Raw genomic sequence first — 25621 nt, 5'->3', positions numbered from 1 at the left:
TCCCCGACCCCGCCTCCCTGTACATCTGCCGCCCCTCCGCGACGGATCCGACCGTCGCGCCGCCGGGCGCCGAGAACCTCTTCGTACTCGTCCCCATGCCTGCCGACCCCTCGCTCGGCCGTGGCGGCGTGGACGGGGCCGGCGCGCCGGCGATCGAGCAGGCGGCCGACCGGGTGATCGCCCAGATCGCGGCGTGGACCGGGATCCCCGACCTCGCCGCGCGCATCCGGGTGCGACGCACCATCGCGCCCGCCGACTTCGAGGCCGACCTGGGCGCCTGGCGCGGAGGCGCGCTGGGGCTCGCGCACACCCTCCGCCAGAGCGCGGTCTTCCGTCCGCGCAACGCCTCGCGCAAGGTGCGCGGCCTGTTCTACGCCGGCACGTCGGTGCTCCCGGGCATCGGGCTGCCGATGTGCCTCATCTCGGCCGAGCTCGTCGTCAAGCGGCTGCGCGGCGATCGCGGTGCCGCGCGCCTGCCCGAGCCCTCGGGAGTCGGCGCGCGACGCCGCGCCCCTGAGGACGACCGCTGACATGCCCGGCGCGTACCTGCTCGTGCTCCTGGTGTCGATCGGCGGGGTGATGGCGCTCGACGCCCGCCTGCGCCTCGCGCTCTGGCCCCGCCGCGGCGACGGCGGCGACCGCCTCCGTGCCCGCAATGCGGGCGCGATCGTCGTCGGGACGGCGTTCTTCCTGGTGTGGGATGCCGTGGGCATCGCGACCGGCGTCTTCGTCAAGGGAGACAGCCCCTACCTCCTGGGCGTCGACCTCGCCCCGCACCTGCCGATCGAGGAGCCCCTGTTCCTCGCCTTCCTCTGCTACCTGGCGCTCACCGTCCACGCCGCTGCCCGCCGGTTCGCCGACCGTTCGCACAGCGGCGCGCCGGAGGCACGGCGTCCCCCCGGCGCGCGCGATCCCCGGAGGTCGTCGTGACCTACCCGCTCATCGTGCTCCCGTTCGCGGTCGTCGCCGCGGCGGCCGTGCTCGCCACCACGCGGCGTCCCGCATTCCGCGCGCGTCTGCGTGCGAGCGCGATCACGGCGATCGTCCTGCTGCTGCTCACGGCGGTGTTCGACAACCTGATGATCGCCGCGGGCCTGTTCACGTATCCGGAGGAGCTCATCAGCGGCATCCGCATCGGCCTCGCCCCCATCGAGGACCTGTCGTATCCCCTCGTCGCCGCGTTCGCCGTGCCCGCCGTCGCGGAGCTGCTCCGCCGACCGCGCTCTCCGCGGCCGCAAGACGCGGGAGCGTCCCGATGAGCGCCGGGGCGACGCTGCGCCAACTGCTCGTCGCGTCACGTCCGGTCAGCTGGATCAACACCGCCTACCCGTTCGCGGCCGCCCTGCTGCTCACGACGGGACGGATCGATGCGACGCTCGTCGTGGGCACGATCTTCTTCCTCATCCCGTACAACCTGGCGATGTACGGGATCAACGACGTCTTCGACTACGAGTCCGACCTCCGCAACCCCCGCAAGGGCGGGGCGCACGGCGCCGTGCTCGACCGTCGCTTCCACCGGATCACCCTGTGGGCGGCGGGGCTGTCGTGCGCGCCGTTCGTCGCCTATCTCGTGATCGTCGGCTCGATCGCATCGACGCTGGTGCTCGCCGCGAGCCTCTTCTTCGTCGTCTTCTACTCCGCCCCGCCGCTGCGGCTGAAGGAGCGGCCCGTCGCCGATTCGGTGACCAGCAGCATCCACTTCTTCTCCCCCGCCGTGTACGGCCTCGTCCTGGCCGGCGCGACGTGGACCTGGCACCTCGGCGCCGTGATCCTCGCGTTCGCACTGTGGGGCGTCGCCTCGCACGCGTTCGGTGCCGTGCAGGACGTGGTCGCCGACCGCGAGGCCGGCATCGGTTCGATCGCGACGGCTTTCGGCGCGCGCGCCACCGTGCGTCTCGCCCTCACCGGCTACGCGCTGGCGGGGGCGGTCATGCTGGGCGCCGCCTGGCCCGGACCCCTCGCCGCACTCCTGGCCCTGCCCTACCTGGTCACCGTCTGGCCGTACCGCCACGTCTCCGACGCGGATGCCGCGACCGCGACGCGCGGCTGGGACCGCTTCCTCTGGCTCAACCAGTTCACCGGCTTCGCCGTCACGCTGCTGCTGATCTGGTTCGCCCTCATCCGCTGAGCGCCGCGCGCAGCCGCGCACCAGACGGCGGACCCCGGCAGACGAGACGGCGGCACCCCCGACTCCGGGGATGCCGCCGTCAGCGGGACTGCGATCCGCTCAGCCCTGGCCCTCGAGCTGGAGGAGCTTCTGCAGCGCGGCGGTCAGACGCGCGTCGGCCTCGCCGTACTTGGTCCAGTCGCCCTGCGTCAGGGCCGCCTGGCGGTCCATCATCGCCTGCTGCGCATCCTTCAGCGCGGCCTGGAACTCCACGCTCGTGCCGGTTCCGCCGCCCGTGCCCGAGCCGGTGCCGGCATCCGTGCCACCGCTCTCCGACGGTGACGGAGACGGGGAGGGCGTCACGCCGCCGTCACCCGTGCTGGCGCCGGAGTCTCCGCCGAACAGCTTGTCGAGCGCGTCCTGCAGCGTGTTCTCGAAGGCCACCTGGTTGCCGAACGCGACGAGGATCTTCTGGAGCGTGGGGAGCTTGGTCGATCCCGACGACTGCACGAAGACCGGCTGCACGTACAGCAGACCACCGCCGACGGGCAGGGTGAGCAGGTTGCCGTTGAGCACCTGGGACTGGTTCTGGTTCAGCAGGTTCGAGAACGACGACACATCGGGCTCGGAGTTGAACGTGTTCTGCACCTGGCCGGGTCCGGGGACCGGGGTCTCCGCGTTGATCTCCAGCATCCGGAGCTTGCCGTAGTTCGGATCCTTGACCCCCGCCGTGGCCCCGGCATCCGAGTCGACGGACAGGTAGCCCATGAGGACGTTCCGCGTGTCGTCACCGCCGGGGATGAAGGTCGTGAACATCGAGTAGGTCGGGGACTGCTGACCCGGCATCTTCATCGTGAGGTAGTACGGCGGCTGCAGCACCTCCTGCTTGGAGACCGGGTCGTTCGGGGTCTTCCAGGCGTTGTCGCGCTGGTAGAACGATCCGGCGTCGTCGACGTGGTAGGTGCCGAGCATGGCGCGCTGCACCTTGAACAGGTCGGTCGGGTAGCGCACGTGGCTCATCAGGTCGCCGCTCATCTCCGTGAGGGGCTTGAGCGTCGACGGGTAGACCTTCTGCCACGCCTGCAGCAGCGGGTCGGTGTCGTCCCACGCGTACAGCGTCACCTTGCCGTCGTACGCGTCGACGGTCGCCTTCACCGAGTTGCGGATGTAGTTGACGTCGTCGAGCGCGACGCGCGGCGTCGTGTTCGTCGTGTCGCTGATGGCGTCGCGCAGGCTCACGATCGACGAGTACGGGTAGTTCGCGCTCAGCGTGTAGCCGTCCACGATCCACACGATCCGCCCGTCCACCACCGACGGGTACGGGTCGTTGTCGAGCTCGAGGTAGGGGGCGACCTTGTTGACGCGGTCGATCGGGTTGCGGTCGTACAGGATCTGCGAGTCCGCGTTGATGCCGTCCGAGAAGAGGATGTCGGTCGACTGGAACTTCAGCGAGTAGATCAGCCGGTTGAACGGGTTGCCGATGTTCGGGCCGCCGTCACCGGAGAAGGTCGTCTTGGTCTGCGCGGCGTCGCCCGTTCCCCGGGGGTAGTCGAGCTCGATGTCGGGCGTGCCCTCGGGCGCTCCGACGATCGAGTAGGCGGGCGAGTTCTCGCCGAAGTAGACACGCGGCTCGTACTGCTCCCCCGTCGTGAGGGCGCCCGTGGTGGGGATGCCGCGCTCCACGAAGACCGGGTTGCCGTCGGCGGTGCGCTCGTTGCCCTTCGCGGCGACCATGCCGTAGCCGTGCGTGTAGACGAGCGTCGAGTTGTACCACGACGCCGCCTGGCCGAGCTGGCCGATGTTGAGCTCGCGCAGCGAGACGACGGTGTCCTGGCTCTTGCCGTCGATCTGGTAGCGGTCGACGTCCAGCGGGTCGGTGAACTGGTAGTACGACCGGTACTGCTCGAGCTGGCGGACGGTCGGCGAGATGATCGCGGGGTCCATGATGCGGATGGATGCCGTGGTCTCGGCATCCGAGCGCAGCTGCCCGGTCTCGGCGTTCGTGACGGCCTGGAAATCGCTCTTGGTCAGCCCGTCGATGCCGTACGCCTTCTTGGTCGCATCGATGTTGCGCTGGTAGTACGGGCTCTCCAGGGTCTCCTGGTTGGGGCGCACCTGGATGTTGGTCACGACCCACGGGTAGGCGACGCCGACGACCAGCGCCGAGACGATCAGAAGGCCCGTGCCGATGAGCGGGAAGCGCCAGCGGCCCACGATGGCGGTCACGAAGAACAGCACGGCGACGATGACGGCGGCGATGGCGATGATCGTCAGGCCCGGGATGATGGCGTGGTCGTCGACGTAGCTGGCGCCCGTGATGCGATCGCTCTGCTGCGTGAGCGTCTTGTAGCGGTCGAGCCAGATGCTCACGCCCTGCACGAGGAGGTACAGTCCCGCGATCACCGCGAGCTGGATGCGGGCGGCCTTCGAGATGCGCAGCTCACGCTGTCCGACGCGCACGGAGCCGTACAGGTAGGCGACCAGGGCCGTGACGATGAGCGAGACCAGCAGCACCGCCGAGGCGAAGCCGAGGGCGGAGCTGAAGAACGGCAGCGAGAAGAGGTAGAAGCCGGTGTCCAGCTGGAACTGGGGGTCGAGCTCCCCCGTGTCGACCCGGTTGAACCACAGCCACACGGTCTCCCACTGCGCCGACGCCGCGAACCCGGCGAAGAAGCCGAAGAAGACGGGGATGCCCCACATCGCGAGACGACGCAGCGGCTCGACGACCTCCTGGTAGTGGTCCAGCTGCGAGGTGAGCCGGGCGTAGACGGGCCGCAGGCGGTACGCCAGCTGGATCGCGGCGAACACCGGCACCGCCATCGCGAGGAATCCGATGACGAACATGATCACGCGAGCCGACCACTGCGTCCACAGCACGCTCGAGAACCCGAGCTGATCGAACCACAGCCAGTCGGCGTAGAGGCTCGCGAAGACGAAGAAGCCCACCACGATGACGGCGATCACGGCGAGCGTGATGGCGATGGCGCGGCGGAAGGGATTCGGCGTGGCCTGGTTCGGCGCTGAGGTCGTGGTCACCCCACCATCCTAGGTGGGCGCATTCTGGAGGGACGCCGAGGAACCTTCCAGGATGCCGTGAGGTCAGCGGCAGGTGGGGAGCGCGTCCAGGTCGCCGCCGTCGCGGATCGTCGAGAGCACGGAGAGGGCGTCGTCGAGGGTGGCGACCGAGAACACGCGCAGGCCGGAGGGGATGTGGCCGACGACCTCGTCGCAGTTGGACTGCGGTGCGAGGAAGGAGGTGGCGCCCGCGCCGACGGCGCCGTACATCTTCTGCCGGATGCCGCCGATGGCGCCCACCGTGCCCGAGGCGTCGATCGTCCCGGTGCCGGCGACCTGCTGGCCGCCGTTGAGGTTGCCGTCGGTGAGCGTGTCGATGATGCCGAGGGCGAACATCATGCCCGCGCTCGGGCCGCCCACGTTGTTGAGCTGGATGGTCACGTCGATGGGGAAGTCGTAGTCGTGCATCGTCGAGATGCCGACGAGCCACGTGGTCGCGCCGTCGACGGTCGCCTGCTTCGGCGTCACCTCGACGTTCTCGCTGGCGCCGGCCCGATCGATGGTCAGCTCGACCGGGGCACCGCCGCCGGCGTTGATGATGCTGCGCAGCTGGTCGGTCTCGGTGATGGGCTGACCGTTCGCCGCACGGATGATGTCGTCCTTCTGCAGGATGCCCTGCGCGGCGGAGTCGTCGGTCAGCGCGTAGACGCGCACCATCGGCTTGACGTCGTAGCCCAGCCGGGTCAGCGCCGCCGCGGTCGCCTCCTTCTGCGAGTCGACCATCATCACCGCGCTCTGCTCGTTGCGCTGCTCGGTCGTCTGCCCCTGCGGGAACACCTCGTCCACCGGGAGGACGGCTTTGGCCGGGTCGAACCATGCCAGGGCCAGCTCGAACCACGACGGGGTCCGCTCACGGTTGCCCACGACCTGCACGGTCAGCAGGTCGAGGGAGCCCGAGGTGGGGTAGGTCGACGCGCCGGAGACCGTGATCAGCGGGACCTCGGCTCCCGAGGAGTCGGTCGTCGTGCCCAGCGTGTTGAACACGGGGCCCGGACGCTGGATCACGAACGACGTCGGGATGAGGGTGAGCACCAGCAGCGCCACGAGGGCGACGGCGAGGGCCCACACCCCCACCCGCGTCGAACGCGACAGCGGGCGGCGGCGCGCGGGCACGATCGTCGTGCCCTCGTCGAACAGTGCCACAGCAGACCTTCCCGGCCGATCGTTCGCGATCGGCGTACACGCGACGTCCTCCGTGGCGGGCCGAGACGGCCGTGCGGGGAAGTCCAGCCATTAGCGTAGAACGCGACGAGATCCGCCTGCTGAAAGGCGCCTGATATGGCTCACGACGACACTCCGGACCGACCCGACGACGACGATTTCCAGGAGATGCTCCGCAATCTTCTCGGCGGTGGGGCGGGGCTCGATCCCGCTCAACTGGAGGGGCTCTCGCGGATGGGCGTCGATCCGGCGATGCTCCAGCAGATGATGGCCCAGCTCCAGCACGCCTTCGCGAACGGCAGCGACGACGGCATCGACTGGAGCTCCGCGAAGACCCAGGCGCTGCACCTGGCCAACAAGGACGGCCTCGGCATCAGCACCGGGCAGAAGCAGGACTTCGACCAGGCGTTCTCCCTCGCGACCCTGTGGCTGAGCGAGGCGACCACGATCTCCGACCTCGCCGGCGCACCGCAGGCGATCACGCGCGGCCAGTGGGTGGAGGAGTCGCTGCCGGTCTGGCAGGAGCTGGCCGAGCCCGTGGCCGACTCGATCGCGGGCGCGCTGACCGCGGCGATCGATGAGCAGACCCCCGAGGAGATGAAGCAGCTGATCGCAGGGGCGGGCACCTTCATGCGCAGGGTCGGCGGCTCCCTGTTCGCCGCGCAGCTGGGCGGGGTCATCGGACGGCTCTCGCAGGAAGTGCTGAGCGGGGGCGACGTCGGCATCCCGGTCATGCCCGACGGCGTGGCGGCCATCCTGCCGCAGAACTTCGCCGACTTCGCGCGCGACCTCGACGTCACCGACGATCAGCTCGCCCTGTACCTGGGCACCCGCGAGCTCGCCCACGCGCGACTGTTCCGCCACGCCCGATGGCTGCGCCTGCACGTCATCTCGCAGGTGACCGAGTTCGCCCGCGGCATCCACGTCGACACGAGCGCCCTCGAGGACCTCGCGTCGCGGTTCGACCCCTCCTCGCCCGAGGAGCTGCGTTCGGCGATCGAGTCGGGCGCCCTCCTCCCGCAGCGCACGCCCGCGCAGGACGCGGCGCTCGGCCGCCTCGAGAACCTCCTGGCGACCATCGAGGGCTGGGTGGACGTGGTGACCGCGGATGCCACCTCCCGGCTTCCCGCCGCCGCCAAGATCGCCGAGGCGGTCCGCCGCCGCCGGGCCGTGGGCGGACCCGCGGAGCAGGCCATGGCGTCGCTCGTCGGGCTGGAGCTGCGGCCGCGGCGCCTGCGCGAGGCGGCGGCGATGTGGCGGGCCGTGACGGATGCCGTGGGCATCGAGGCCCGCGACGGTCTCTGGGACTACCCCGATCTCATGCCGACCGCCGAGGACATCGACGACCCGCAGGCGCTCGTGGCCCGTCTGCAGGCGCGCGCTCGCGGCGAAGCGCCCGAACGCGACGCCTTCGACGAGGCGCTCGACGAACTGCTGGCGCAGGCTGCGGACGAGAAGGACTCCGGCACGTCCGCGGCGGGCACGAACGATCCCGACGCCGACCGCGCGACCGACGGGCCGGAAGACCCCCGCCCCGTCTGAGCGCACGCCGCCTCCTCCCCCACGGCCCGGCCGCCCTCGCGCGCGGTCGGGCTGTGGACAGTCGCCCCGCGGCCCCCGCGAGCCCATCACAATCGGGGGCATGCTCCGACTGGCCGCGTCCCATCCGCCGCTGTGGCGGACACCCTCGAGCCTTCAGCTCGGAACGGAGCCGGGCGTTCGCATCGACGGCGTCAGCGACTGGCAGGAGCGGCTCCTCGACGCGCTGACCGACGGGATCCCCGACGCTATGCTGGTGCCGCTCGCCCGCAGCTTCGGGGCGACCGCCGCACAAGCGCAGGAGTTCACGGCCCGGCTCTCGACGGTGCTGACCCGCGAGGATCCTCCCGCGCTGGCCGTGCAGGTCGAGGTCCCCGCCACGCTCGCCCACGCGGAGCTCGTGTCGCTCACGGCGGGGTGGGATGCCGCGGCACTCGCGCACGACGGCGTCTCACGGTGGGACTGCGGTGTGCCGCAGCCCGGCATCCCGCTCATCGTCGTCGCGCACCGGCTGCTCGATCCGCGGCGGGCCTCCCGCCTGATGCGCGGAGACGTCACCCACGTGCCGATCGAGCTCGCCGGCGATCGCGTGAGCGTCGGCCCCGTCGTGGTGCCCGGCCGGACGGCGTGCACCTCCTGCCTGCACGCGCACCGCGCCGACGAAGATCCGCAGTGGCCGCTGCTGGCGGCGCAGCTGCTCGGCCGCGAGCCGGTGCGCACCGACCCCGCGCTCCTCGTCGAGGCGGCGCTGCTCGCCGGGCGCCTCCTGCGCGAGGCCGCGGCGCTCCCGGCCGAGCCGGACGGCGAGGTGCGGCCGACGCTGTCCGTGGGGCTCAGCGCCGCCCGCGCGCGCCGCTCGTGGCGCGTCCATCGGCCGCACGAACGCTGCCTGTGCCGATCTCCTGAAGGAATCGCGACCGCTGCCGCTGCCGCGCCCCCGAGCGCTGGGACCAGCTCAGGGAGAGCGACCGCGCGGCCCGCGTGATGCCGACGTAGGCGAGGCGTCTCTCCTCGTCGATCTCCTCGAACCCGGTCGCGTAGGAGATCGGCAGCAGGCCCTCGGCCAGCCCGACGAGGTGGACGTGATCCCACTCCAGTCCCTTCGCCGCGTGGAGCGTGGCGAGGGTGACGGTGCGCAGCGTCGGTTCGTGCTGATCGCGCCCGCGCGCCATCAGCTCGTCGGTGAAGGCGCGCAGCGTCATGCCCTCCGGCGCCTGCTCCGCCAGCCGCATCACCGCCGCGCGCGCTTCCCACGCGTCGCGGAGCGCCCCGCCCGCCGGCGGCGGGTCTTCGGTGAGGCCGAGCGAGCGCAGCACATCGCGCACCGCCGCGACGAACCCGGACTCGACGGGTGCCACGGAGGCGCCGCGCAGCGCGAGCACCGCCTGGCGCACCTCGGGGAGGTCGAAGAAGCGCTTGCCGCCGAGGACGGTCGCGGGGATGCCGCGCGCCGCGAGAGCGGCCAGCAGTGGAGCCGACTGGGCGTTGGCGCGGTACAGCACCGCGATGTCCTGGGGCTCGATGCCCGCGTCGCGCTGCGCCGCGATCGCGGCGGCCACGCCCTCGGCCTCCGCCGCGTCGTCGTCGTAGCCGGTGACGGTCGGCGTCACCCCGGCCGTCCGCTCCGAACGCAGCGCGAGCGCCCCCGGCCGACCGCGCATGAGCGCGTTGGCGACCGCGAGGATGGCGGGGTCGGAGCGGTAGTTGTGCTCCAGCCGCACCACGGTGGCGTCCTCGAAGCGGTCGGCGAAGTCGAGGAGGTAGCGCGGGTCGGCGCCGGCGAAGGAGTAGATCGTCTGGCTCGCGTCGCCGACGACGCACAGATCGCGCCGGTCTCCGAGCCAGAGCTCCAGCAGCCGGTACTGCACCGGCGAGACGTCCTGGAACTCGTCCACCGTCAGGTGGCGGTACTGCTCGTGCACCGCGGCCGCGACGCGCGGCTCCGACTCGAGCATGCCCGCGCACGCGAGCAGGACGTCTTCGAAGTCCAACTGCCGGCGCTCGTCCTTGACCTTCTCGTACCGATGCTGCAGCTCGGCGAGGGCGTGCGCGTCGAGCGCGGGACCGAGTCCCTCGGGGTGCGCGGCGGCATCCTGATCGATCGTGTGCATCGCGACCTTGCGCCATTCGATGCGGCTGGCCACGTCGCGCAGGGTCGTGCCGTCCAGCCGCAGACCGAGGCTGTCGGCGGCCTGCCCCAGCACACGCACCTTGTTGTCGATGATCGACGGGGCGGTGTCGCGGGCCAGCTGCGGCCAGAAGAAGTTCAGCTGTGCGAGGGCCGTCGCGTGGAAGGTCCGTGCGGCGACGCCTTCGACGCCGAGCGCGCGCAGGCGCCCCCGCATCTCCCCCGCCGCCTTCGCCGTGAAGGTCACGGCCATGACCCGCGACGGCGAGTAGGCGCCGGTGTCGACGCCGTGCGCGATGCGATGGGTGATGACGCGGGTCTTGCCCGTGCCCGCGCCCGCCAGCACGCACACCGGGCCGCGCAGCAGCGCCGCCGCCTCGCGCTGCTGATCGTCGAGGCCCATCAGCGCGCGTGCGCTCACGCGGTCTCCCCCGCCCAGTCGGCGATCAGCCGATGCGCGATGGAGGCCGTCCCGGGCAGCAGCACGTCGCCCTCGCCGCGGAGCGCGGCACGGATCTCGTCGCGGTCGAACCAGCGCACATCGACGATCTCCTCGCCGTCCGGCCGGGCGGCCGCCGGATCGACGGCCACGGCGTGGAAGCCGAGCATGAGCGACCGCGGATACGGCCAGGCCTGCGAGCCGCGGTAGTGCAACGCCTCGACCGCGACACCGGCCTCCTCGTGCACCTCCCGCACGATCGCCGACTCGAGCGACTCGCCCGCCTCGACGAACCCGGCGAAGGTGGAGTACAGGTTGCGATCGCCCCAGAGGGCGTTGCGACCCAGCAGCAGGCTCTCGCCGTCGGGAGCGACGACCCCGACGATCACCGCGGGGTCCGTGCGGGGGAAGTGCTCGCGTCCGCACACCGGGCAATGGCGCGCCCACCCGGCGGCACGCTGCACGGTGCGCGCTCCGCAGTGGGAGCAGAACGGGGCGTCGACGAGCCAGCGGGCCAGGGCGACCGCCTCGACGAGCAATCCGGCGTCGACGGCGGAGAGCTCCCCGCCGATCGCGCGGAGCGACGCCCACACGAGCGGTGCGGCGGCGTCCGCCGCACGGTCCTCCCGCACCGGGTCGGCCTCGTCGGCCCCCGCAGCGGCGAGCAGCACGGCGGCGCCGGCTGCTCCCCGACCGAGGAAGGCCCACTGCACGTCTGCCCGGATCGCGTCGACCGGCACGAGCTGCAGCGCTCCGGCGGCATCCACCGGAGCGCGGTCGCCGTGGACGGCGACGACGCGGGAGGACGGGTCGGCGCGCAATCGTTCCAGCAGGTCGGGATCGCTGCGCTCCTCGGCACAGCGATCGATGCCGCCGCGCGCGAGCGCGGGCAGACGCACGGAAACAGGCGGCTCGGCCGATGGCGACATCCGGGACCTTCCTCGACGGGCGTGGCGCACACGGGGACGGGGCGCGGCACACCTACCCTGGGGGCATGGCACGCTCACCACTCACTCTAGCTGCGTCGGTCACGTCGGCTCTGCCTCGCGTCGCGGTGGTCGGTGTGGCGCCGCTGACCGAGGGCGTCTCCGGCCGGTACGACAGCGCCATCGCCACCCTCGACGACGATCGGCGCGTCGTGGTGCGCGTTCCCGTCAACGACGAGGCCCAGGACGACCTGCTGGCCGAGGCGCGCGCCCTGACCTCTCTGACGGCGGGCGTGCGCGGAGTGCTCCCGTTCGGCGCCCCCGACGTGCTCGGGCAGACGAGCGTCGACGGCCGTGCCGCGCTCGTGCAGTCCCTCCTTCCCGGCTACCGCGTGGATGCCGCACACGTGCCGTCGGGACGCGGCATCGCGACCGCGCTCGCGGCGGCCATCGCGGCCGTGCACGACCTGCCCGTCACGGTGATCCGCGACGCGGGCCTGCCGATGCTCACGTCCGGGCAGGTGCGGGACGAGGCCGAACGACTGCTGGACCGCGCCGAGGCGACCGGACTGCTGCCCTTCGGGCTGCTGCGGCGCTGGAGCACGGCGCTCGGCTCCGACCCGCTCTGGCGGTTCGAGACGACGGTCGTGCTGGGCGGGGTCGACCCGGCATCCTTCGTCTTCGAGGACGACGCCGACGGCGCACCGGTCGTGACCGGGTTGCTGTCGTGGGGCGGGCTGGGCGTCGGCGATCCGGCGATCGACCTCCGCTGGACGGCCTCGGCACCGGCGGCCCAGGCCGACGTCCTCGACGAGTACGCGCGCCGCTCGCATCGGGCGCCCGACTCGCTGCTCTCCGAGCGCGCCCGTCTGCACGCCGAGCTCGAGTTCGCGAAGTGGCTCGTCCACGGTCACGAGAGTGGCGACCGCACCGTCGTCGGCGACGCCGTGGCCCTGCTCGAGTCGCTGGATGCCAGCGTCCGCGACGAGCCGGTGCGCGCGCGCGACGACGTCACCCTCGACGAGGCTCTCGCCGCGACGCAGCGGGTTCCGGCGGGTGCCGGCGACGCCGCCGACACGTCCATGCAGACCGACAGCTTCGACCCCGACACCCTCGCCGCCTTCCTCGCCGACGAGAACGAGGCCGGCTCGGCGGAGACGAGTCATCTGGAGACCATCCCGATCGAGCTGTCGGAGTGGTCCGCCGCGCCGGCGGCCACCGGCCGCGTGCCGGTTCACACCGCCGATGTCCCCGTGACCGCGCCCGCAGCGCGCGAGGACGACCTCGCCCCCGCCGAAGACGGTGCGCCGGCCAGCGCCGACGACATCGACCGCGACACGGCGGCGCGCAACGCGCTTCGCCGCTGGACCGGGACCGCCTGAGCCCGTCCCGCCCGCGCGGCCGTCCCCGTCCCGCCGGCGTTCAGTCGCGCAGGATGAGTCCGTCCGCGACGTAGAAGAGCACGACGTCGATCGACTCCAACGGGACGCCGTGCCGCGCGTGATAGGCGGCGCGGTACAGGCGGAGCTGGACCATACGCTCCTCGCGCTCGGCGGCGGTGCGCGGTGCGCGCCCCGTCTTCCAGTCGACGATCTCGATGCGGTCCCCGCGGCGGTACACGGCGTCGAGCTTGCAGATCACGACGTGCGGGCTGCCGTCGCCCAGCGCGTCCGCCATCGTGACGTCGATCTCGGTCTCGACCTCCAGCGGCTGCAGCCGAGCCCACTCGGAGGCGAGGAAGGCCTCCTGCAGGCGTCGCAGGTCGGCGTCGCTCTCCGATGTCATGCCGACGCCGTCGCCGTGGGCGAGCTCGTCGTCGTCGTGCCAGAGCACGTCGTCCGGCGACGTGCCGTCGCCGACCAGCCCCGAGCGCTGCTCCACCCAGGCATGGAACCTGGTCCCCAGCCGGGACTGACGGTAGGGCCGCTCGGGCAGCGGGCGCGCGAGGGCGGGGGCATCGCCGAGGTAGTCCTTGAAGCGCGACGCCGGGATGCGCACCGGGGCGGGAGGGCGCACGGGATGCTCGCGCGCGTCGCGCTCCGCGAGCAGCAGGGCGAGCTCCCGCGACGGTGCGGCGGGCGGATCGGCCGCGGATGCGGCCCGCACCGCGGCGGCCGCCGCCTCGACGACCTCGCGGCGCGCCCCCAGCGGGTCGAGCGGCCACTGCAGCATCCTGCGCCTGCCCTCGAACGGGTTCTCCCCCACATCCTCCGGCACCTCCAGCGCCGCGCCCAGGGCATCGGCGATCTCCCGGAGGAACGGGCTGGGCTTGCGCGCCGACCGGGTTCCCGACCAGCTCGACCCCGTCAACAGCAGATGATCGCGGGCGCGGGTGACCGCCACATACGCGAGTCGGCGTTCCTCCTCGAGCTGGCGGGCACGACCGGCGTCGACGAACGAGGCGAGCGCGGCGGCGAGGTCCTGCTGGGTCGGCGCCTGATCCGCCCGCCAGCGCAGCTCGGGGAGCCACTCGGCGTCACCGCGGAACTCGTAGGGCAGCACCCCGAAGCCGAGCCAGCCGCGCGTGTCCTTCGGCCGCGTGGGCAGCTCGTCCTCCACCAGACGGACGACGGCCACGGCATCCCATTCGAGTCCCTTCGACCCGTGGATCGTGAGCAGCTGCACCACGTCGTCCTCCGGGGGCTCCGTGCGCGGCGCGAACTCGTCGAGCCGCTCGGCGTGGTCGAGCCACGCCAGAAGGCTCGGCAGCGACCCGCGCTCGTCCGTCGCGAGGAAGCCGTGCAGCTCGTCGACGAACGCGCGCAGCTGGTCGCTCGCCACCCGCGCGGGACCGCGGGCCTCGTTCGCGGCGAGCTCGATGTCCAGGCGCAGCTCCAGCTCGATCATGCGCACCAGTTCGGGAATCGGCAGGGCGGCCTGCCGCCGCAGCCCGGCGAAGACGGCCGCCGCGTCGCGCAGCCGCTCACGGGCCGGAGGGGTGATGTCGGCGAGCCACCCGTGATCGGGTCGGTGGCGCAGGAAGAAGTCCACCGCGTCGACGAGTGAGCCCTGCTCGTCGCCGGCGGATGCGCGCATCCGCTCGACGACCTCGGGGGCCAGCGGCTGCAGCGCCGCGTCGTGTCGCGCGATGCGGCGCGACAGCTCCGCCAGCGCCCGCAGGTCGGCGACGCCGATCCTCCACCGCGGACCGGCCAGCAGACGGATGAGCGCCGATCCGGCGCGCGGGTCGCTGATCACACGGAGCGCGGACACGACGTCCACGACCTCCGGAGTCGACAGCAGTCCCCCGAGTCCCAGGATCCGATGCGGGATGCCGCGGCGCCCGAGCGCGTCGGCGAAGTGGACCATGTGCTTCTTGCTGCGTAGCAGCACCGCCCCCGTCGTGGGGCGCCCCTCGCCCTCGCGTTCGCTGCGCACCCGTGTGAACCACTCCGCAACCCGGTCGGCTTCGGCGTCGATGTCGCCGTCGAGATGCACCTCGACATGGCCCCGCTCGGCGCCGGGGCGTGGCCGCAGCGGCGCGACCGGCACCGGAACGCGCTCGGCGAGAGGGGCCAGCACGGCGCCGGCGGCGGTCAGCACGTCGACGCTGTTGCGCCAGCTGGTCATCAGCGCGTACATGCCGGCATCGTCGTCGGTGCTGAAGGCACTCGCGAACCCGCCCAGGTTGCCGGCGCTCGCACCGCGCCAGCCGTAGATCGACTGATGCGGGTCGCCGACGGCCATCACGGCGGCATCCCGGAAGACCGCCGCCAGCAGCTGCGTCTGCACCACCGACGTGTCCTGGTACTCGTCGAGCAGGATGACGCGGTAGCGCTCGCGCAGTTCGGCCCCCACGACCGGATGCGCGTCGACGATGTCGCACGCGCCCGCCACCTGATCCGAGAAGTCGATGACACCCAGCCGGCGTTTGCGCCGCCCGTATTCGCGGGCCAGGTCGACGAGCACCTCCAGCCCACTCACCGCCGTGGCGGCCTTCGCCACATCGGCGTAGACCGTGACCCGCGCGGACGTCGACGGACGCTGCAGGACGTCCGCGAACCGGGCGGGGAAGAGGGCGAGCTCGTCGAGATCGACCCGATTGTCCGCCGCGTCGCGGGCGATGCGCAGCGCGCCGTCGACGATCGATCGCAGAGCCTCCTCGCGGCCCTCCAGGCGCACGTCGTCGGCGTCGAGGACGACGCGGCGCATCAGCAGCCACGCCGCCGACTCGCTGAGCACGGCGGCTTCGGCGTCGCGCCCGAGCCGCACGGCGTGCTCGCGGACGATCGCGTCGGCGAAGCTGTTGTAGGTGGCGACGGTGGGCCGATCGAGCAGACTGTCCGCCCCCTCGTCCGCCGGGTCGGGGACCGCGCCGGATGCCGCGGCGAGCTCCGCCAGCAGATCGTGGCGCCTCCCCTCGGGCGCTCCGGAGCGTTCCAGCTCGCCGAGCGCATCCAGGCGTCCCGCGGCGTGCAGGGCGTCGAGGTGCGGGACCAGTCCCCGCCGCTCGAACTCGGCGAGCCGGTGCAGCCGGCGGTGGATGCGCTCGGCCAGCTCGCCGGCGGCCTTGCGGGTGAAGGTGAGACCCAGGACCGCGTCGCGGGAGACGAGGCCGTTGGCGACCAGCCAGACGACGCGTCCCGCCATCGTCTCGGTCTTGCCGCTGCCGGCTCCCGCGACGACGAGAGCCGGCGCCAGGGGCGCGGCGATCACGCGCGCCTGCTCGGGTGTGGGCGGGAACTGACCGAGGGCGGCGGCGAGGGCGGCGGGGCTGACCGATGTCACGAGGCGCTCACCGCGCCGACCGTGTGGATGCGACACAGGCCGTACGAGTAGTCGTCGCGGCAGTGCTCCTCGTAGGGCGCGGAGAACGCCGTGCCGCTCATGATCTCGACGGCGGCGCGCACGCGACCGAGGAAGGCGTCGCGGGCCTGGTCGTCCATGGGAGGCTGGCGCGGTTCGACGTAGTCCTTCGTCGCGGCGGTGGGCCGGAGCACGAGCAGCTTGGCGCCACCCGAGACGAGGCCCCGCGCCTCGGGGATGGCGCCGGCGTCCAGCGCGAGCTGATAGGCGGCGAGCTGCGGGTTGTCCACGACCTTCGCGTCGGTCTGCGGCTCGCGCTTGCCGGTCTTGAGGTCCACGATCACGACCTCGTCGGCCGCCGTGCGCTCGACGCGGTCGATGTAGCCGCTGACGACGGCGCCGTGCGGACCCGGCGGGTCGAGGGCGACGGCCACCTCGAAATGCGGCTCGGCGCCGATGAGGGTGCCGCCGGCCGCATCGAAGCGTCGCAGGTAGACCGCCAATCGCCGCACGAGCTCGCGCGCCCTCGCCCGCTCGGCGCGATCGCGCCACGCCGACTCGAACTCCGGCTCGCCCCAGCGCGCGTCGACGACCGCCCACAGGGCCTCCTCGTCGCTGCCCTCGGCGTGCTCCATCGCGGCATGCACGAGCGTGCCCAGACCGGCCACTGCGCCGCCGGTGTCGGCACCGAGATCCGACAGCAGCCAGTTGAGCTGGCACTCCTCGAGCGTCTGCAGCCGCGACGGCGAGACCCGCACGTCCTCCTGTGTCAGATCGCGAAGGGGCGCCGACGACGTCGAGGGGGCGATCCCGTACCACTGCTCCGGTGCCGCTCCGGGAACCCCCGCCGCGGCGAGGGCGGCGAGTTGGGAGGCCGCGTACTCCCGCGACGACGACCGATCGCCGCGGATGCCGTGCCCGCCGGCGGCGCCCTCCGTGAGCGTGCGGCGGTGCTGCGCGACGAGCCCGCGCAGCGTCAGCGGGTGTTCGGCCGACCGTGCCGCCGTCTGCCGCGGCGGCAGGAGCTCGAACAGCGCGCTGGGGCCGGTGTCGTCGTCGTCGACGGCCGTGACGACCAGCCGTCGCCGGGCGCGCGAGCAGGCCCGGGCGAACAGACGGAGCTCGTCGTGGAGGACGGTTCGGCGCCGGTCGAGGGCGCCGACGCCGACCTCGCCACGATCGCTGAGCGTCGCGCCCGCGAGCCGCCAGGTCTGCAGGAGTCCCCCGCGCGCACGCAGATTGGGCCAGATCCCGTCCTGCACCCCCGCGACGACGACGGTGTCGAACTCCGCCCCGAGGGAACCGGCCGGCGTCAGGACGCTGACGGCATCCACGACGGCGCCGTCGCCGAGGCGGTCCTCCGCGACGTCGGAGTCGAGCACACCGCGCAGGAAGGCCGCCGGCGAGGTGCCGTCGGCGCGCTCGCCGTGGCGCTTGGCGGCCTGGAAGAGCGCGACGACGGCGTCGAGCTCGCGCCCGGCCTGGGCCGCGAGGGGTCCGGAGCCGGACGCAGCGGCCGCCCACGTCCGCTCGACGCCGAGGCCGTCCCACCCCGACCAGAGCAGTTCGTGCGCCGTCGGACTGTCGGCGCCCCCCGTGCGCACGAGCTCCCACTGCGCGCGCACCGCCGCCAGCGTCGACGCGATCCGCTCGGCGCGGCGGCCCTCCCGCGTGTCGAGGAGGGCGAACGCGACCGGATGGGCGAGCGCCGACACCAGGAGCTCGCCGCTGGTCGGCTCGGGCGCGTCGCTCGGATCATCGTCGCCCGATCGGGCCGCCAGAGCGCTGTGGCGCAGCGCCGTGCGCAGCCGCCGGATCTCGATGGGATCCATGCCGCCGGCCCGCAGCGCATCGATCGCGTCGTCGAGGCTCCATCCGCTCGGATCGACGTCGGCCAGCAGGACGACGCGCAGCAGGTCCGCGACGGCGCGCGCCTGCGCGAGCGGACGCTGGCCGTTGGTGCGCGTGGGCACCTCACGGGCGGCCAGCTCCGCCTCCAGGGTCGCGACCTGCCGGCTGTCGTGCGCGATCACGGCGCACTGCGCCCAGGGCACGCCGTCGTGCACGTGCCGCTCACGGAGCAGGCGGGCGATGACGTCGTGCTCCTCTGCGGTCGACCGCGCCGTCAGGGCACGGACGCTGTCGTCGTCACCCTCCACGGGGGCCGCGGCGGGCGGGCGCCGGTGGGCCACGACGCCCGCGGCGCCGATGCGCCCGGTGATGCCCGCGACGAGTCGGCGCTGCCCGGCGGTGCCGCGGTGGACCTCGGTGAGGACGTGGAGGGGCGAGCGCGCGGCGAGGCGCGCGAAGTTCTCGGGGCTGGCCCCGCGGAACGTGCCCGACCCGACATCGGGATCGCCGAACGCCAGGACCGCGATCCCCCGCGCCCGGCAAGCCTCGAGCAGCTCGACCCCGCCCAGGGTGAGCTCCTGCGCATCGTCGACGACGATCACGCGAAGCCGTTCCACCGCCGCCACGCCCGGCGCGCCCGCGGGCAGGGTGCGGACCAGTCCGAGGGCCTCCCGGACGAGGCCGGCGGCATCGCGATGCGCATGACGCATGCCGTCGCGGGCATCGAGGTACTCCTGCGCGAAGGATGCCGCGGCCCGCCACTCCGCGACGTCGTCGCGCGCGCCCAGGTCGGCGAGTCGGGCCGGCGACACCCCGAGCTGCGCGCACTCGGCCAGCAGCGCGCGGACTTCGGCGCGGAACGCGCGGGTCGCGCGCACCGGTGCGGGCAGCGAGGCGGGCCAGCGGATCAGGCCCTCGCGTTCGTCGGCGGCGTCGCCGTCGAGGAGGTCGGCGATCAGCTGATCCTCGTCGGGCCCGGTGAGGAGCTGCGGGGTCTCGGCGCCAGAGTGGACGGCGTGCGCGCGCACGATCTGGTAGGCGAAGGCGACCACCGAGCGGGCGAGCGCGCCGCGGGTCGGGATGCCGACGGCGAGAGCGAGCCGGTCGCGCAGAGCGGTCGCCGAGGTGCGAGACGGCGTCAGCACGACGATCTCCTCGGACACCAGGACCGGCCCCCCGCCGTCGCCGGCGCCCTGCCCGGTGACCTCATCACGCCCGCGCAGCAGCGCGGCCACGCGCGCGATCGCCGTGGACGTCTTGCCCGACCCGGGCGCGCCGACGACCACACCGGACGCCGCGGGAGGAAGGTCGATGACGGCGCGCTGCGCGGCATCCCACGTCACACCATCCATGCTCTTCACGGTAGCCGGAAGCGCCGACACAGGCGTTCGCGCACAGCGAGCACCGCGGGGCCCGAACGGCGATCCGGGCCCCGCGGCGGTGTCGTAGAGTCGACATGCGGCCGGCGCACCGGCCCGCCCCGCATCGCCCTCGGCGGCCGGGTCACGACGAGAAGTGAGGCACAGTCACCGTGGAGATCCGCATCGGCATCGCGAACACCCCCCGAGAGCTCAGCTTCGAGTCGGCCCTGTCGGCGGAGGCCGTGACGACCACCGTCCAGAAGGCGCTCGCCTCGGACGAGTCGTTCGTCACGTTCACGGACGTCAAGGGCAACACGTACATCGTCCCCACCGCGGGCATCACCTTCATCGAGGTCGGGACCGAGGAGTCCCGCCGCGTCGGCTTCGTCGCCTGATCGCGAGTCCCCGCACCGTGGACATCCTCCTCGCCTTCATCTTCGGCGGCGCCTACGGCGGCGTGCTCCACTACCTGATGCCCGGGCGCACCTCGCGGGGTGCGGCGCTGGCGCCGGTGCTGGGCGCGCTGTTGGGCGGCCTCGTCTGGATGGTCCTGACCTGGGCGGGTCTGACGACGCTGAGCCCCTGGCTGTGGATCGTCTCGCTCGCCGTCCCCGTCATCGTCGTCCCGGCCGTGCTGGCCGTGCTGACGCGTCGGCGTGCCACGCACGACGCACGCGAACGTCTGCGCCTCAAGATCTCCTGAGCCCGGCTCCGGGCCGCTACGCGTCGAGGCCCATCGCGGCCATACGACGAGAATGCGCGCCGAGCAGGTCGGTGAACACCGGCTCGACCTTGCGTTCCTCCGCAGCGTCGAGGGTCTGCGGCCGCAGCGCGCCGCGCGCGATGAGCAGCGTGTCGCCGACGAGTCGTCGCCCCCAGAGGGCGAGCAGCGACTTCCACTGCTCGTCGGCGGCGATCGCATCCGCGAGGATGCCCGCCAGCGCCTGCCGGTCGTCGTCGGCACGCAGCACGTCGGCGACGCGGCGTCCCGTCGAGCCGTAGCTCGACGACAGCGCGAGGTAGAAGTCGTCCAGCATCCCCGCGGTGATGTGCACCGACAGCATCGTCTCCAGATGCCGGGCCCCGTGGGTCGCCCGACGGAAGGCGTCGAGGGGCTCGCGGAAGGGCAGCATGAGGTCGAGCGGGTCGTCGCCGCGGTCGCGGATGATCGTCAGGAGGGCGCGGTGCTTCTGCAGCGCCGCACCGGCCGCCACGGAGATCGACTCCTTCTGGGTGAGCTCCGGTGTGGGGGCGATCAGCTCGCTGAGGGTCTCGAAGTACCCGAGCTGCAGGTAGGCGGCCTGCCCGAGGAACGTGTCGACGTCGGGCGCGAGCTCCTCGAAGTCCACACGTCGGACGTCTCCGAAGTCGCCGCGCGAACGCACGCGGAGCGTGCGCGCCACGGTGCGCTCCCGCTGCCAGGGCCAGGTCACCACGTCCCCAGCCTAGAGGTCGCGGCGCCGCTTCCGAGGGACGCGGCGCCCGCTCCGCTAGGCTGGTCTGGTCCCGGCGACGGATCGGGACCCCCGCGCCTGCGGATGAGTAGAAGGCGTGGACCTCCTCACCGGCGGCTTCTCACCGCCAGACAGGCACGTATCGTGACGACATTCGCTGAGCTCGGAATCGACCCCGACATCGTGGAGGCGCTCGCCTCCAAGGGCATCGTGGACGCCTTCCCCATCCAGGAGCAGACCATCCCCCTGGGGCTGCCCGGCCAGGACATCATCGGCCAGGCCAAGACGGGCACGGGCAAGACCTTCGGCTTCGGCATCCCGGTCGTCCAGCGCCTCGGACTCGACCCGGCTCCGGGCGTGCAGGCGCTCATCGTCGTCCCCACGCGCGAGCTCGCCGTCCAGGTCTACGAGGACATGGACATGCTCACGCAGAACCGTTCCACGAGCGTCGTCGCGATCTACGGCGGCAAGGCCTACGAGGGGCAGATCGACCAGCTGAAGGCCGGCGCGCAGATCGTCGTGGGCACCCCCGGCCGCCTCATCGACCTCAACAACCAGCGACTGCTCGACCTGTCGGGCGCGGTGGAGGTCGTGCTCGACGAGGCGGACAAGATGCTCGACCTCGGCTTCCTGGCCGACATCGAGAAGATCTTCCAGAAGGTGGCGCCGGTGCGCCACACCCAGCTGTTCTCGGCCACCATGCCGGGACCGATCGTGGCCCTCGCCCGTCGGTTCATGAGCAACCCGATCCACATCCGCGCCACCGACCCCGACGAGGGTCTGACGCAGGCGAACATCAAGCACCTCGTCTACCGGGCGCACTCGCTCGACAAGGACGAGGTCATCGCGCGCATCCTGCAGGCCGAGGGTCGCGGCAAGACCGTCGTGTTCACGCGCACCAAGCGCGCCGCCCAGAAGCTCGTCGACGAGCTGAACGACCGCGGCTTCAACGCCGGAGCCGTCCACGGCGACATGAGCCAGGAGGCGCGCGAGCGCTCGATGGCCGCCTTCAAGGCGGGCAAGAAGGACGTGCTCATCGCGACCGACGTCGCCGCGCGCGGCATCGACGTCGATGACGTGACCCACGTCATCAACCACACCATCCCGGACGACGAGAAGACCTACCTGCACCGCGCCGGCCGCACCGGCCGCGCGGGCAAGACCGGCATCGCCGTCACGTTCGTCGACTGGGACGACCTCCACAAGTGGGCGCTGATCAACCGCGCGCTCGAGTTCGGTCAGCCCGAGCCGGTCGAGACCTACTCGTCGAGTCCCCACCTCTACACCGACCTCGACATCCCCGCCGGGACCAAGGGCCGCCTCGCGAAGGCGCCGAAGACCGAGACGGTGCGCACGCAGCGCCCCGCCCCGGAGCGCGCCACGGATGCCGCGGCGGAAGGATCCGCCGAGGCCGGCACCCGCCGTCGCCGTCGGCGCCGTTCGGGATCGTCCGTGGTCGGCGCGACGTTCGCCGAGGGCGCGTCGGAGAGCACGGATGCCGCCGCCGTCTCGACCGTGGACGCCCCCCGCTCGGCCGACGGTGCCGGCACGCACGACGGCGCCGGCACGGAGCACCACGACGGCAAGCCCGCGCCCGCGCGCCGCCGCCGCCGTCGGCGTGGTTCCGGGGGTGGCGCTCCCGCTACGCCCCCCGTCGCCGGAGCCTGATTCGGCCCCGCCCGGCCGCCTCCGACACCGGGTTGGATGTCGGAGGTCGCCGGTAGCGTCGGGTCATGAAGGTCGTCGACGGTCACTCCTCTCCGGGGTCGCCCGGCGGGGCGGATGCGCCCGACGACGATCCGTTCCCGTGTGATCCGGGGTGGACTCCTCCCGATGCCGTGGCATTGATCTGCGATGCCGACGCCATGGTCGCGGTGTTCGCCGCGGAGCGTTACCGACGGGTCGCGGCATACCAGCGGGAGGCTCTCGCGGATGCCGCCGGGCGGGGGCTCGTCGACGTGGCGGAGCGGGCGATCCGCCTGGAGCTTGCGGCAGCGTTGCGGATCACCGAGCAGGCCGCGGGGCAGCTGATCGCGCACGCGCACGTGCTCGAGACCCGCTACCCGGCGGCTCTGGACGCGCTCGCCGCGGCGCGGGTGACGCAACGGCACGTGCAGGTGCTGATCGACCTGCTCGACCCGTTGACCCCGGCCGAAAGCGACACGGTGTTGCCACGCGCGATCGAGCTGGCGGAAGCCGAGCCGGTCGGCACGTTCCGACGACGGTTACGGGCGCTGATCGATCAGGTCCGCGTGCAGACCCTCCCCGACCGTCACGAGCGCGCCCTGCAGGAGCGGCGGGTGTTCATCGAGCCCGCCGACGACGGGATGGCCTGGCTGACCGCCTACCTGCCCGCGGTCGAGGCCCACGCGATCCACGCTCGCCTCACCGCGATCGCGAAGACCGTCGTCGCCGGCGACCCCGATGCCCGCGACGATCGCACGCGGGACCAGGCACGTGCCGATGTCCTCGGCGACCTGCTGATCGACGGCACCTGCGCCGCGCACCCCGACGCTGCCCGCGGGATCCGCGCCACCGTGGTCGTCACCGTTCCCGCTCTCGCGTTGCTCGACGCCGCCCTTCCCGACTGCGGGGCCGCGGTCGTTGACGGGGTCGGACCGATCCCGATTCAGCGGGCACGGGAGCTGTGCGGCGGCACGGACGGGTGGATGCGGGTGCTCACCCATCCCGACACCGGCGCCGTCCTCTCCGTCGGACGCGAACGTTACCGACCCCCACCGGCCCTCCAGCGGCTCGCCCGCTGGCGGGCAGCACGTTGCATGGCCCCCGGCTGCGGCGTCCCCGCCGAGCGGTGCGACCTCGACCACACCGTCGCGTGGGACGACGGCGGTCACACGGCACTCACCAACCTCGCGCCCCTGTGCCGCGGGCACCACACCGTGAAGCACCACGGCGGCTGGCGCGTGCGCCCGCTCACCGATACGGCCCACTCCGGCGCGCTCGAATGGACCTCGCCCACGGGCCGTCACTACACCGTCGTCCCCGAACGCAGCCTCCCCGCCTTCACACCGGGCTCTTCCGCGACCCCCGCGACCCCGGCGTCGCCAACGGGGGTCGGGGCGGGTACACCCACGTGACCATCACGACCGACACGATCATCAGCAGGAACCACGACACGAGCTTGGTGAGCGACACCGGGTGCCATCCGTCGAGCTGGTCGGGGTAGAGCCACGCCCCGGCCCAGGTCGCGATGTTCTCGGCGAGGTAGATGAACAGGGCGACGCCGGCGTAGGCCGCGAGCAGCGGCAGCCGGAGCGTCCGCCGCCAGATGCGCGCGTGCATCACGGTCGGCAGCCACAGCGCGGCGACGGCCAGCAGGAGCAGCCAGCGCAGGTCCCAGACGTAGTGGTGCGAGAAGAAGTTGACGTAGATCAGCGCCGCGACGACCGTGGTCGCCCACCGACGCGGGTAGCGCACGAAGCTGAGGTCGAAGAGGCGGTAGACCCGCACCATGTACGAGCCGACGGCCGCGTACATGAAGCCGCTGAACAGGGGCACGCCCCCGAGGCGCAGCACGCCCTCGGCGGCGTACGACCACGAGCCGACGTCCGTCTTGAACAGCTCCATCCCGGTGCCGGTGATGTGGAACAGCACGATCACCCACAGCTCGCGCCCCGTCTCGAGGCGCCCGACCAGCATCCCGATCTGGATGAGCACGGCGGCGATCGTCAGCGCATCGTTGCGGGCGAGCGCCGCATCGTCGGGCCACCACAGCCGGGCCGCGACGATGACCGCGAGAAGCGCGGCGCCGAAGACGCACGCCCACGCCTGCTTGACCACGAACACCGCCGCCTCGACGAGAAGGGCACGGATGCCGCTCTCCGGAGCACCGCGCAGCAGGCGATGGGCCGCGGCGTCGATCCGCCGTTCGAGGGGGGTGGGTTGCTGCATCCGGAGTGCGCGACGTCAGGGGAAGACGGGGTCGCTCCCGCGGGCGGCGGCGATGATGCGCGCGACCACGTCGTCGTCTGTGGTGAACTCCCCCGGCTGGTTGGGCTTTCCCAGCCCGTGGTAGTCGCTCGATCCCGTCACGAGCAGATTTCGCCGCTGCGCGAGCTCCCGCAGTGCGCCGAGCGCCGGTTCCCGGTTCTCGCGGTGACCGAGCTCGAAGCCGGCCAGGCCGGCCGCGAGCATCCGGTCCATGAGCGGCTCGGGCAGGAGCCCGCCGCGCCCCGCGGGGTGCGCGATCACGGGGACACCACCGGCATCCACCACCGTCGCGACCGCGGTGACGGGGTCGGGGGCGTAGAGGTCGACGTAGTAGTCGCTGCCCGGATGCAGGATGCCGGCGAAGGCCTCACCGCGGTCGCGCACGTAGCCGCGCGCGACGAGCGCATCGGCCAGGTGCGGACGCCCCACGGTGGCCCCCACGGCCGTCTGGGCGACGATGTCGTCCCAGGTCAGCTCGTAGTCGCGGCCGATGCGCTCCGCCATCGTCTGCGCCCGCGTCAGGCGCGAGTGGCGGATGCGGTCGGTGAGGGCGCGCAGGCCCGGGTGCTCGGGGTCGAACAGGTAGGCCAGCACATGGATGCTGCGCCACTCGTGCCGTGCCGATAGCTCCATGCCGGGGAGGAACGTCATCCCGAGCGAGCCGGCCGCCTCGGCCGCCTCGGTCCAGCCGGAGGTCGTGTCGTGATCGGTCAGCGCCACGGTGTGCAGTCCGGCGGCGTGCGCGGCGGCCATCACCCGGGCCGGCGGCTCCGTGCCGTCGGAGTGGTCCGAGTGCAGGTGGAGGTCGCTCGGCCCGCGGAAGCGGAGCGCCCGATGCTCCCCCTGCGACACGACCATGCCACGAGCGTACCGTCGGCGCGGA

At 72.7% G+C, this 25621-nt stretch carries 18 protein-coding genes and 1 pseudogene; 10 read left to right on the top strand and 9 right to left on the bottom strand.

Annotated features, from left to right (window positions below; genetic code table 11):
• The 4 genes and pseudogenes from AC1Q49_RS05715 to AC1Q49_RS05700 all read left to right on the top strand — a co-directional run.
• Window positions 1-530: pseudogene (locus AC1Q49_RS05715) on the top strand (phytoene desaturase); the annotation flags it as partial.
• A gap of 1 nt (window position 531) precedes the next feature.
• Entirely contained in the window at window positions 532-930 is a 399-nt protein-coding gene (locus AC1Q49_RS05710; RefSeq protein WP_492491175.1) for a lycopene cyclase domain-containing protein, read from the top strand.
• Window positions 927-1259, top strand: a complete 333-nt coding sequence (locus AC1Q49_RS05705; RefSeq protein ID WP_492491174.1) for a lycopene cyclase domain-containing protein — start codon at window positions 927-929, stop codon at window positions 1257-1259. The genes AC1Q49_RS05710 and AC1Q49_RS05705 overlap by 4 nt, the downstream gene beginning before the upstream one ends.
• On the top strand, window positions 1256-2128 hold the full coding sequence (locus tag AC1Q49_RS05700) for a prenyltransferase (RefSeq protein ID WP_101306081.1): 873 nt from the start codon (window positions 1256-1258) through the stop codon (window positions 2126-2128). Before AC1Q49_RS05705 ends, AC1Q49_RS05700 begins: the two co-directional genes overlap by 4 nt.
• 99 nt (window positions 2129-2227) lie before the next feature.
• Here AC1Q49_RS05700 and AC1Q49_RS05695 read toward each other — a convergent pair whose 3' ends face one another.
• Entirely contained in the window at window positions 2228-5143 is a 2916-nt protein-coding gene (locus AC1Q49_RS05695; RefSeq protein ID WP_060960181.1) for a UPF0182 family membrane protein, read from the bottom strand.
• A 63-nt stretch (window positions 5144-5206) separates the two neighbouring features.
• The gene (locus tag AC1Q49_RS05690) at window positions 5207-6325 is read right to left on the bottom strand and encodes a YlbL family protein (protein ID WP_060960180.1); all 1119 of its coding nucleotides are present in this window, start codon (window positions 6323-6325) and stop codon (window positions 5207-5209) included.
• 135 nt (window positions 6326-6460) lie between these two features.
• Here AC1Q49_RS05690 and AC1Q49_RS05685 point away from each other — a divergent pair, with 135 nt between their 5' ends.
• Window positions 6461-7885, top strand: coding sequence for a zinc-dependent metalloprotease (locus tag AC1Q49_RS05685; protein ID WP_101306080.1), 1425 nt, complete (start codon window positions 6461-6463; stop codon window positions 7883-7885).
• 830 nt (window positions 7886-8715) lie between these two features.
• Here the strand turns inward: AC1Q49_RS05685 and AC1Q49_RS05680 are convergent.
• Entirely contained in the window at window positions 8716-10431 is a 1716-nt protein-coding gene (locus AC1Q49_RS05680; RefSeq protein WP_492491173.1) for an ATP-dependent helicase, read from the bottom strand.
• Window positions 10428-11378: an NAD(+) diphosphatase gene (gene nudC, locus AC1Q49_RS05675; protein WP_492491172.1), complete on the bottom strand. Its 951-nt coding sequence runs from the start codon at window positions 11376-11378 to the stop codon at window positions 10428-10430. The genes AC1Q49_RS05680 and nudC overlap by 4 nt, the downstream gene beginning before the upstream one ends.
• Before the next feature lie 65 nt (window positions 11379-11443).
• Between nudC and AC1Q49_RS05670 the strand changes: the two genes are divergently transcribed.
• Window positions 11444-12757, top strand: a complete 1314-nt coding sequence (locus AC1Q49_RS05670; RefSeq protein ID WP_191008420.1) for a phosphotransferase — start codon at window positions 11444-11446, stop codon at window positions 12755-12757.
• 40 nt (window positions 12758-12797) lie between these two features.
• Here the strand turns inward: AC1Q49_RS05670 and AC1Q49_RS05665 are convergent, their stop codons facing one another.
• Both AC1Q49_RS05665 and AC1Q49_RS05660 read right to left on the bottom strand, forming a co-directional pair.
• Window positions 12798-16103, bottom strand: coding sequence for an ATP-dependent helicase (locus AC1Q49_RS05665; protein ID WP_492491171.1), 3306 nt, complete (start codon window positions 16101-16103; stop codon window positions 12798-12800).
• The gene (locus AC1Q49_RS05660) at window positions 16100-19324 is read right to left on the bottom strand and encodes a PD-(D/E)XK nuclease family protein (RefSeq protein ID WP_492491170.1); all 3225 of its coding nucleotides are present in this window, start codon (window positions 19322-19324) and stop codon (window positions 16100-16102) included. Before AC1Q49_RS05660 ends, AC1Q49_RS05665 begins: the two co-directional genes overlap by 4 nt.
• A gap of 179 nt (window positions 19325-19503) precedes the next feature.
• Here AC1Q49_RS05660 and AC1Q49_RS05655 point away from each other — a divergent pair, with 179 nt between their 5' ends.
• Together AC1Q49_RS05655 and AC1Q49_RS05650 are read left to right on the top strand one after the other, a co-directional pair.
• Window positions 19504-19728 carry a DUF3107 domain-containing protein gene (locus tag AC1Q49_RS05655; protein WP_060960173.1) on the top strand — a complete coding sequence of 75 codons (225 nt, stop codon included), beginning with the start codon at window positions 19504-19506 and terminating at the stop codon, window positions 19726-19728.
• 17 nt (window positions 19729-19745) lie between these two features.
• A complete protein-coding gene (locus AC1Q49_RS05650; protein WP_101306074.1) occupies window positions 19746-20036 on the top strand; it encodes a hypothetical protein in 291 nt (96 codons plus the stop codon).
• 16 nt (window positions 20037-20052) lie between these two features.
• On the opposite strand, the gene AC1Q49_RS05645 is transcribed toward AC1Q49_RS05650, so the two are convergent.
• The gene (locus AC1Q49_RS05645; RefSeq protein ID WP_101306073.1) at window positions 20053-20769 is read right to left on the bottom strand and encodes a ferritin-like fold-containing protein; all 717 of its coding nucleotides are present in this window, start codon (window positions 20767-20769) and stop codon (window positions 20053-20055) included.
• A 162-nt stretch (window positions 20770-20931) separates the two neighbouring features.
• Between AC1Q49_RS05645 and AC1Q49_RS05640 the strand changes: the two genes are divergently transcribed.
• Together AC1Q49_RS05640 and AC1Q49_RS05635 are read left to right on the top strand one after the other, a co-directional pair.
• On the top strand, window positions 20932-22455 hold the full coding sequence (locus AC1Q49_RS05640) for a DEAD/DEAH box helicase (protein WP_061782242.1): 1524 nt from the start codon (window positions 20932-20934) through the stop codon (window positions 22453-22455).
• Window positions 22456-22520: 65 nt separating this feature from the next.
• Window positions 22521-23885, top strand: a complete 1365-nt coding sequence (locus AC1Q49_RS05635; RefSeq protein WP_492491169.1) for an HNH endonuclease signature motif containing protein — start codon at window positions 22521-22523, stop codon at window positions 23883-23885.
• Here the strand turns inward: AC1Q49_RS05635 and AC1Q49_RS05630 are convergent.
• Both AC1Q49_RS05630 and AC1Q49_RS05625 read right to left on the bottom strand, forming a co-directional pair.
• A complete protein-coding gene (locus AC1Q49_RS05630) occupies window positions 23812-24699 on the bottom strand; it encodes a DUF817 domain-containing protein (RefSeq protein ID WP_492491168.1) in 888 nt (295 codons plus the stop codon). The genes AC1Q49_RS05635 and AC1Q49_RS05630 overlap by 74 nt on opposite strands.
• Window positions 24700-24714: 15 nt before the next feature.
• Window positions 24715-25596, bottom strand: a complete 882-nt coding sequence (locus AC1Q49_RS05625) for a PHP domain-containing protein (protein ID WP_060960168.1) — start codon at window positions 25594-25596, stop codon at window positions 24715-24717.
• Between the last annotated feature and the right edge of the window lie 25 nt (window positions 25597-25621).

This window comes from Microbacterium sp. MPR-TSA4 (genome assembly GCF_058792815.1).
The sequence above is the reverse complement of the archived record's forward strand: the minus strand, read 5'-3'. Positions and strand labels throughout refer to the sequence as shown.

Bases quoted from the DNA above. Each gene is read 5' to 3' on its own strand.
- AC1Q49_RS05710 (WP_492491175.1), top strand. From the start codon at position 532: ATGCCCGGCGCGTACCTGCTCGTGCTCCTGGTGTCGATCGGCGGGGTG.
- AC1Q49_RS05700 (WP_101306081.1), top strand. From the start codon at position 1,256: ATGAGCGCCGGGGCGACGCTGCGCCAACTGCTCGTCGCGTCACGTCCG.
- AC1Q49_RS05685 (WP_101306080.1), top strand. From the start codon at position 6,461: ATGGCTCACGACGACACTCCGGACCGACCCGACGACGACGATTTCCAG.
- nudC (WP_492491172.1), bottom strand. From the start codon at position 11,378: ATGTCGCCATCGGCCGAGCCGCCTGTTTCCGTGCGTCTGCCCGCGCTC.
- AC1Q49_RS05670 (WP_191008420.1), top strand. From the start codon at position 11,444: ATGGCACGCTCACCACTCACTCTAGCTGCGTCGGTCACGTCGGCTCTG.
- AC1Q49_RS05660 (WP_492491170.1), bottom strand. From the start codon at position 19,324: ATGGATGGTGTGACGTGGGATGCCGCGCAGCGCGCCGTCATCGACCTT.
- AC1Q49_RS05635 (WP_492491169.1), top strand. From the start codon at position 22,521: ATGAAGGTCGTCGACGGTCACTCCTCTCCGGGGTCGCCCGGCGGGGCG.
- AC1Q49_RS05630 (WP_492491168.1), bottom strand. From the start codon at position 24,699: ATGCAGCAACCCACCCCCCTCGAACGGCGGATCGACGCCGCGGCCCAT.
- AC1Q49_RS05625 (WP_060960168.1), bottom strand. From the start codon at position 25,596: ATGGTCGTGTCGCAGGGGGAGCATCGGGCGCTCCGCTTCCGCGGGCCG.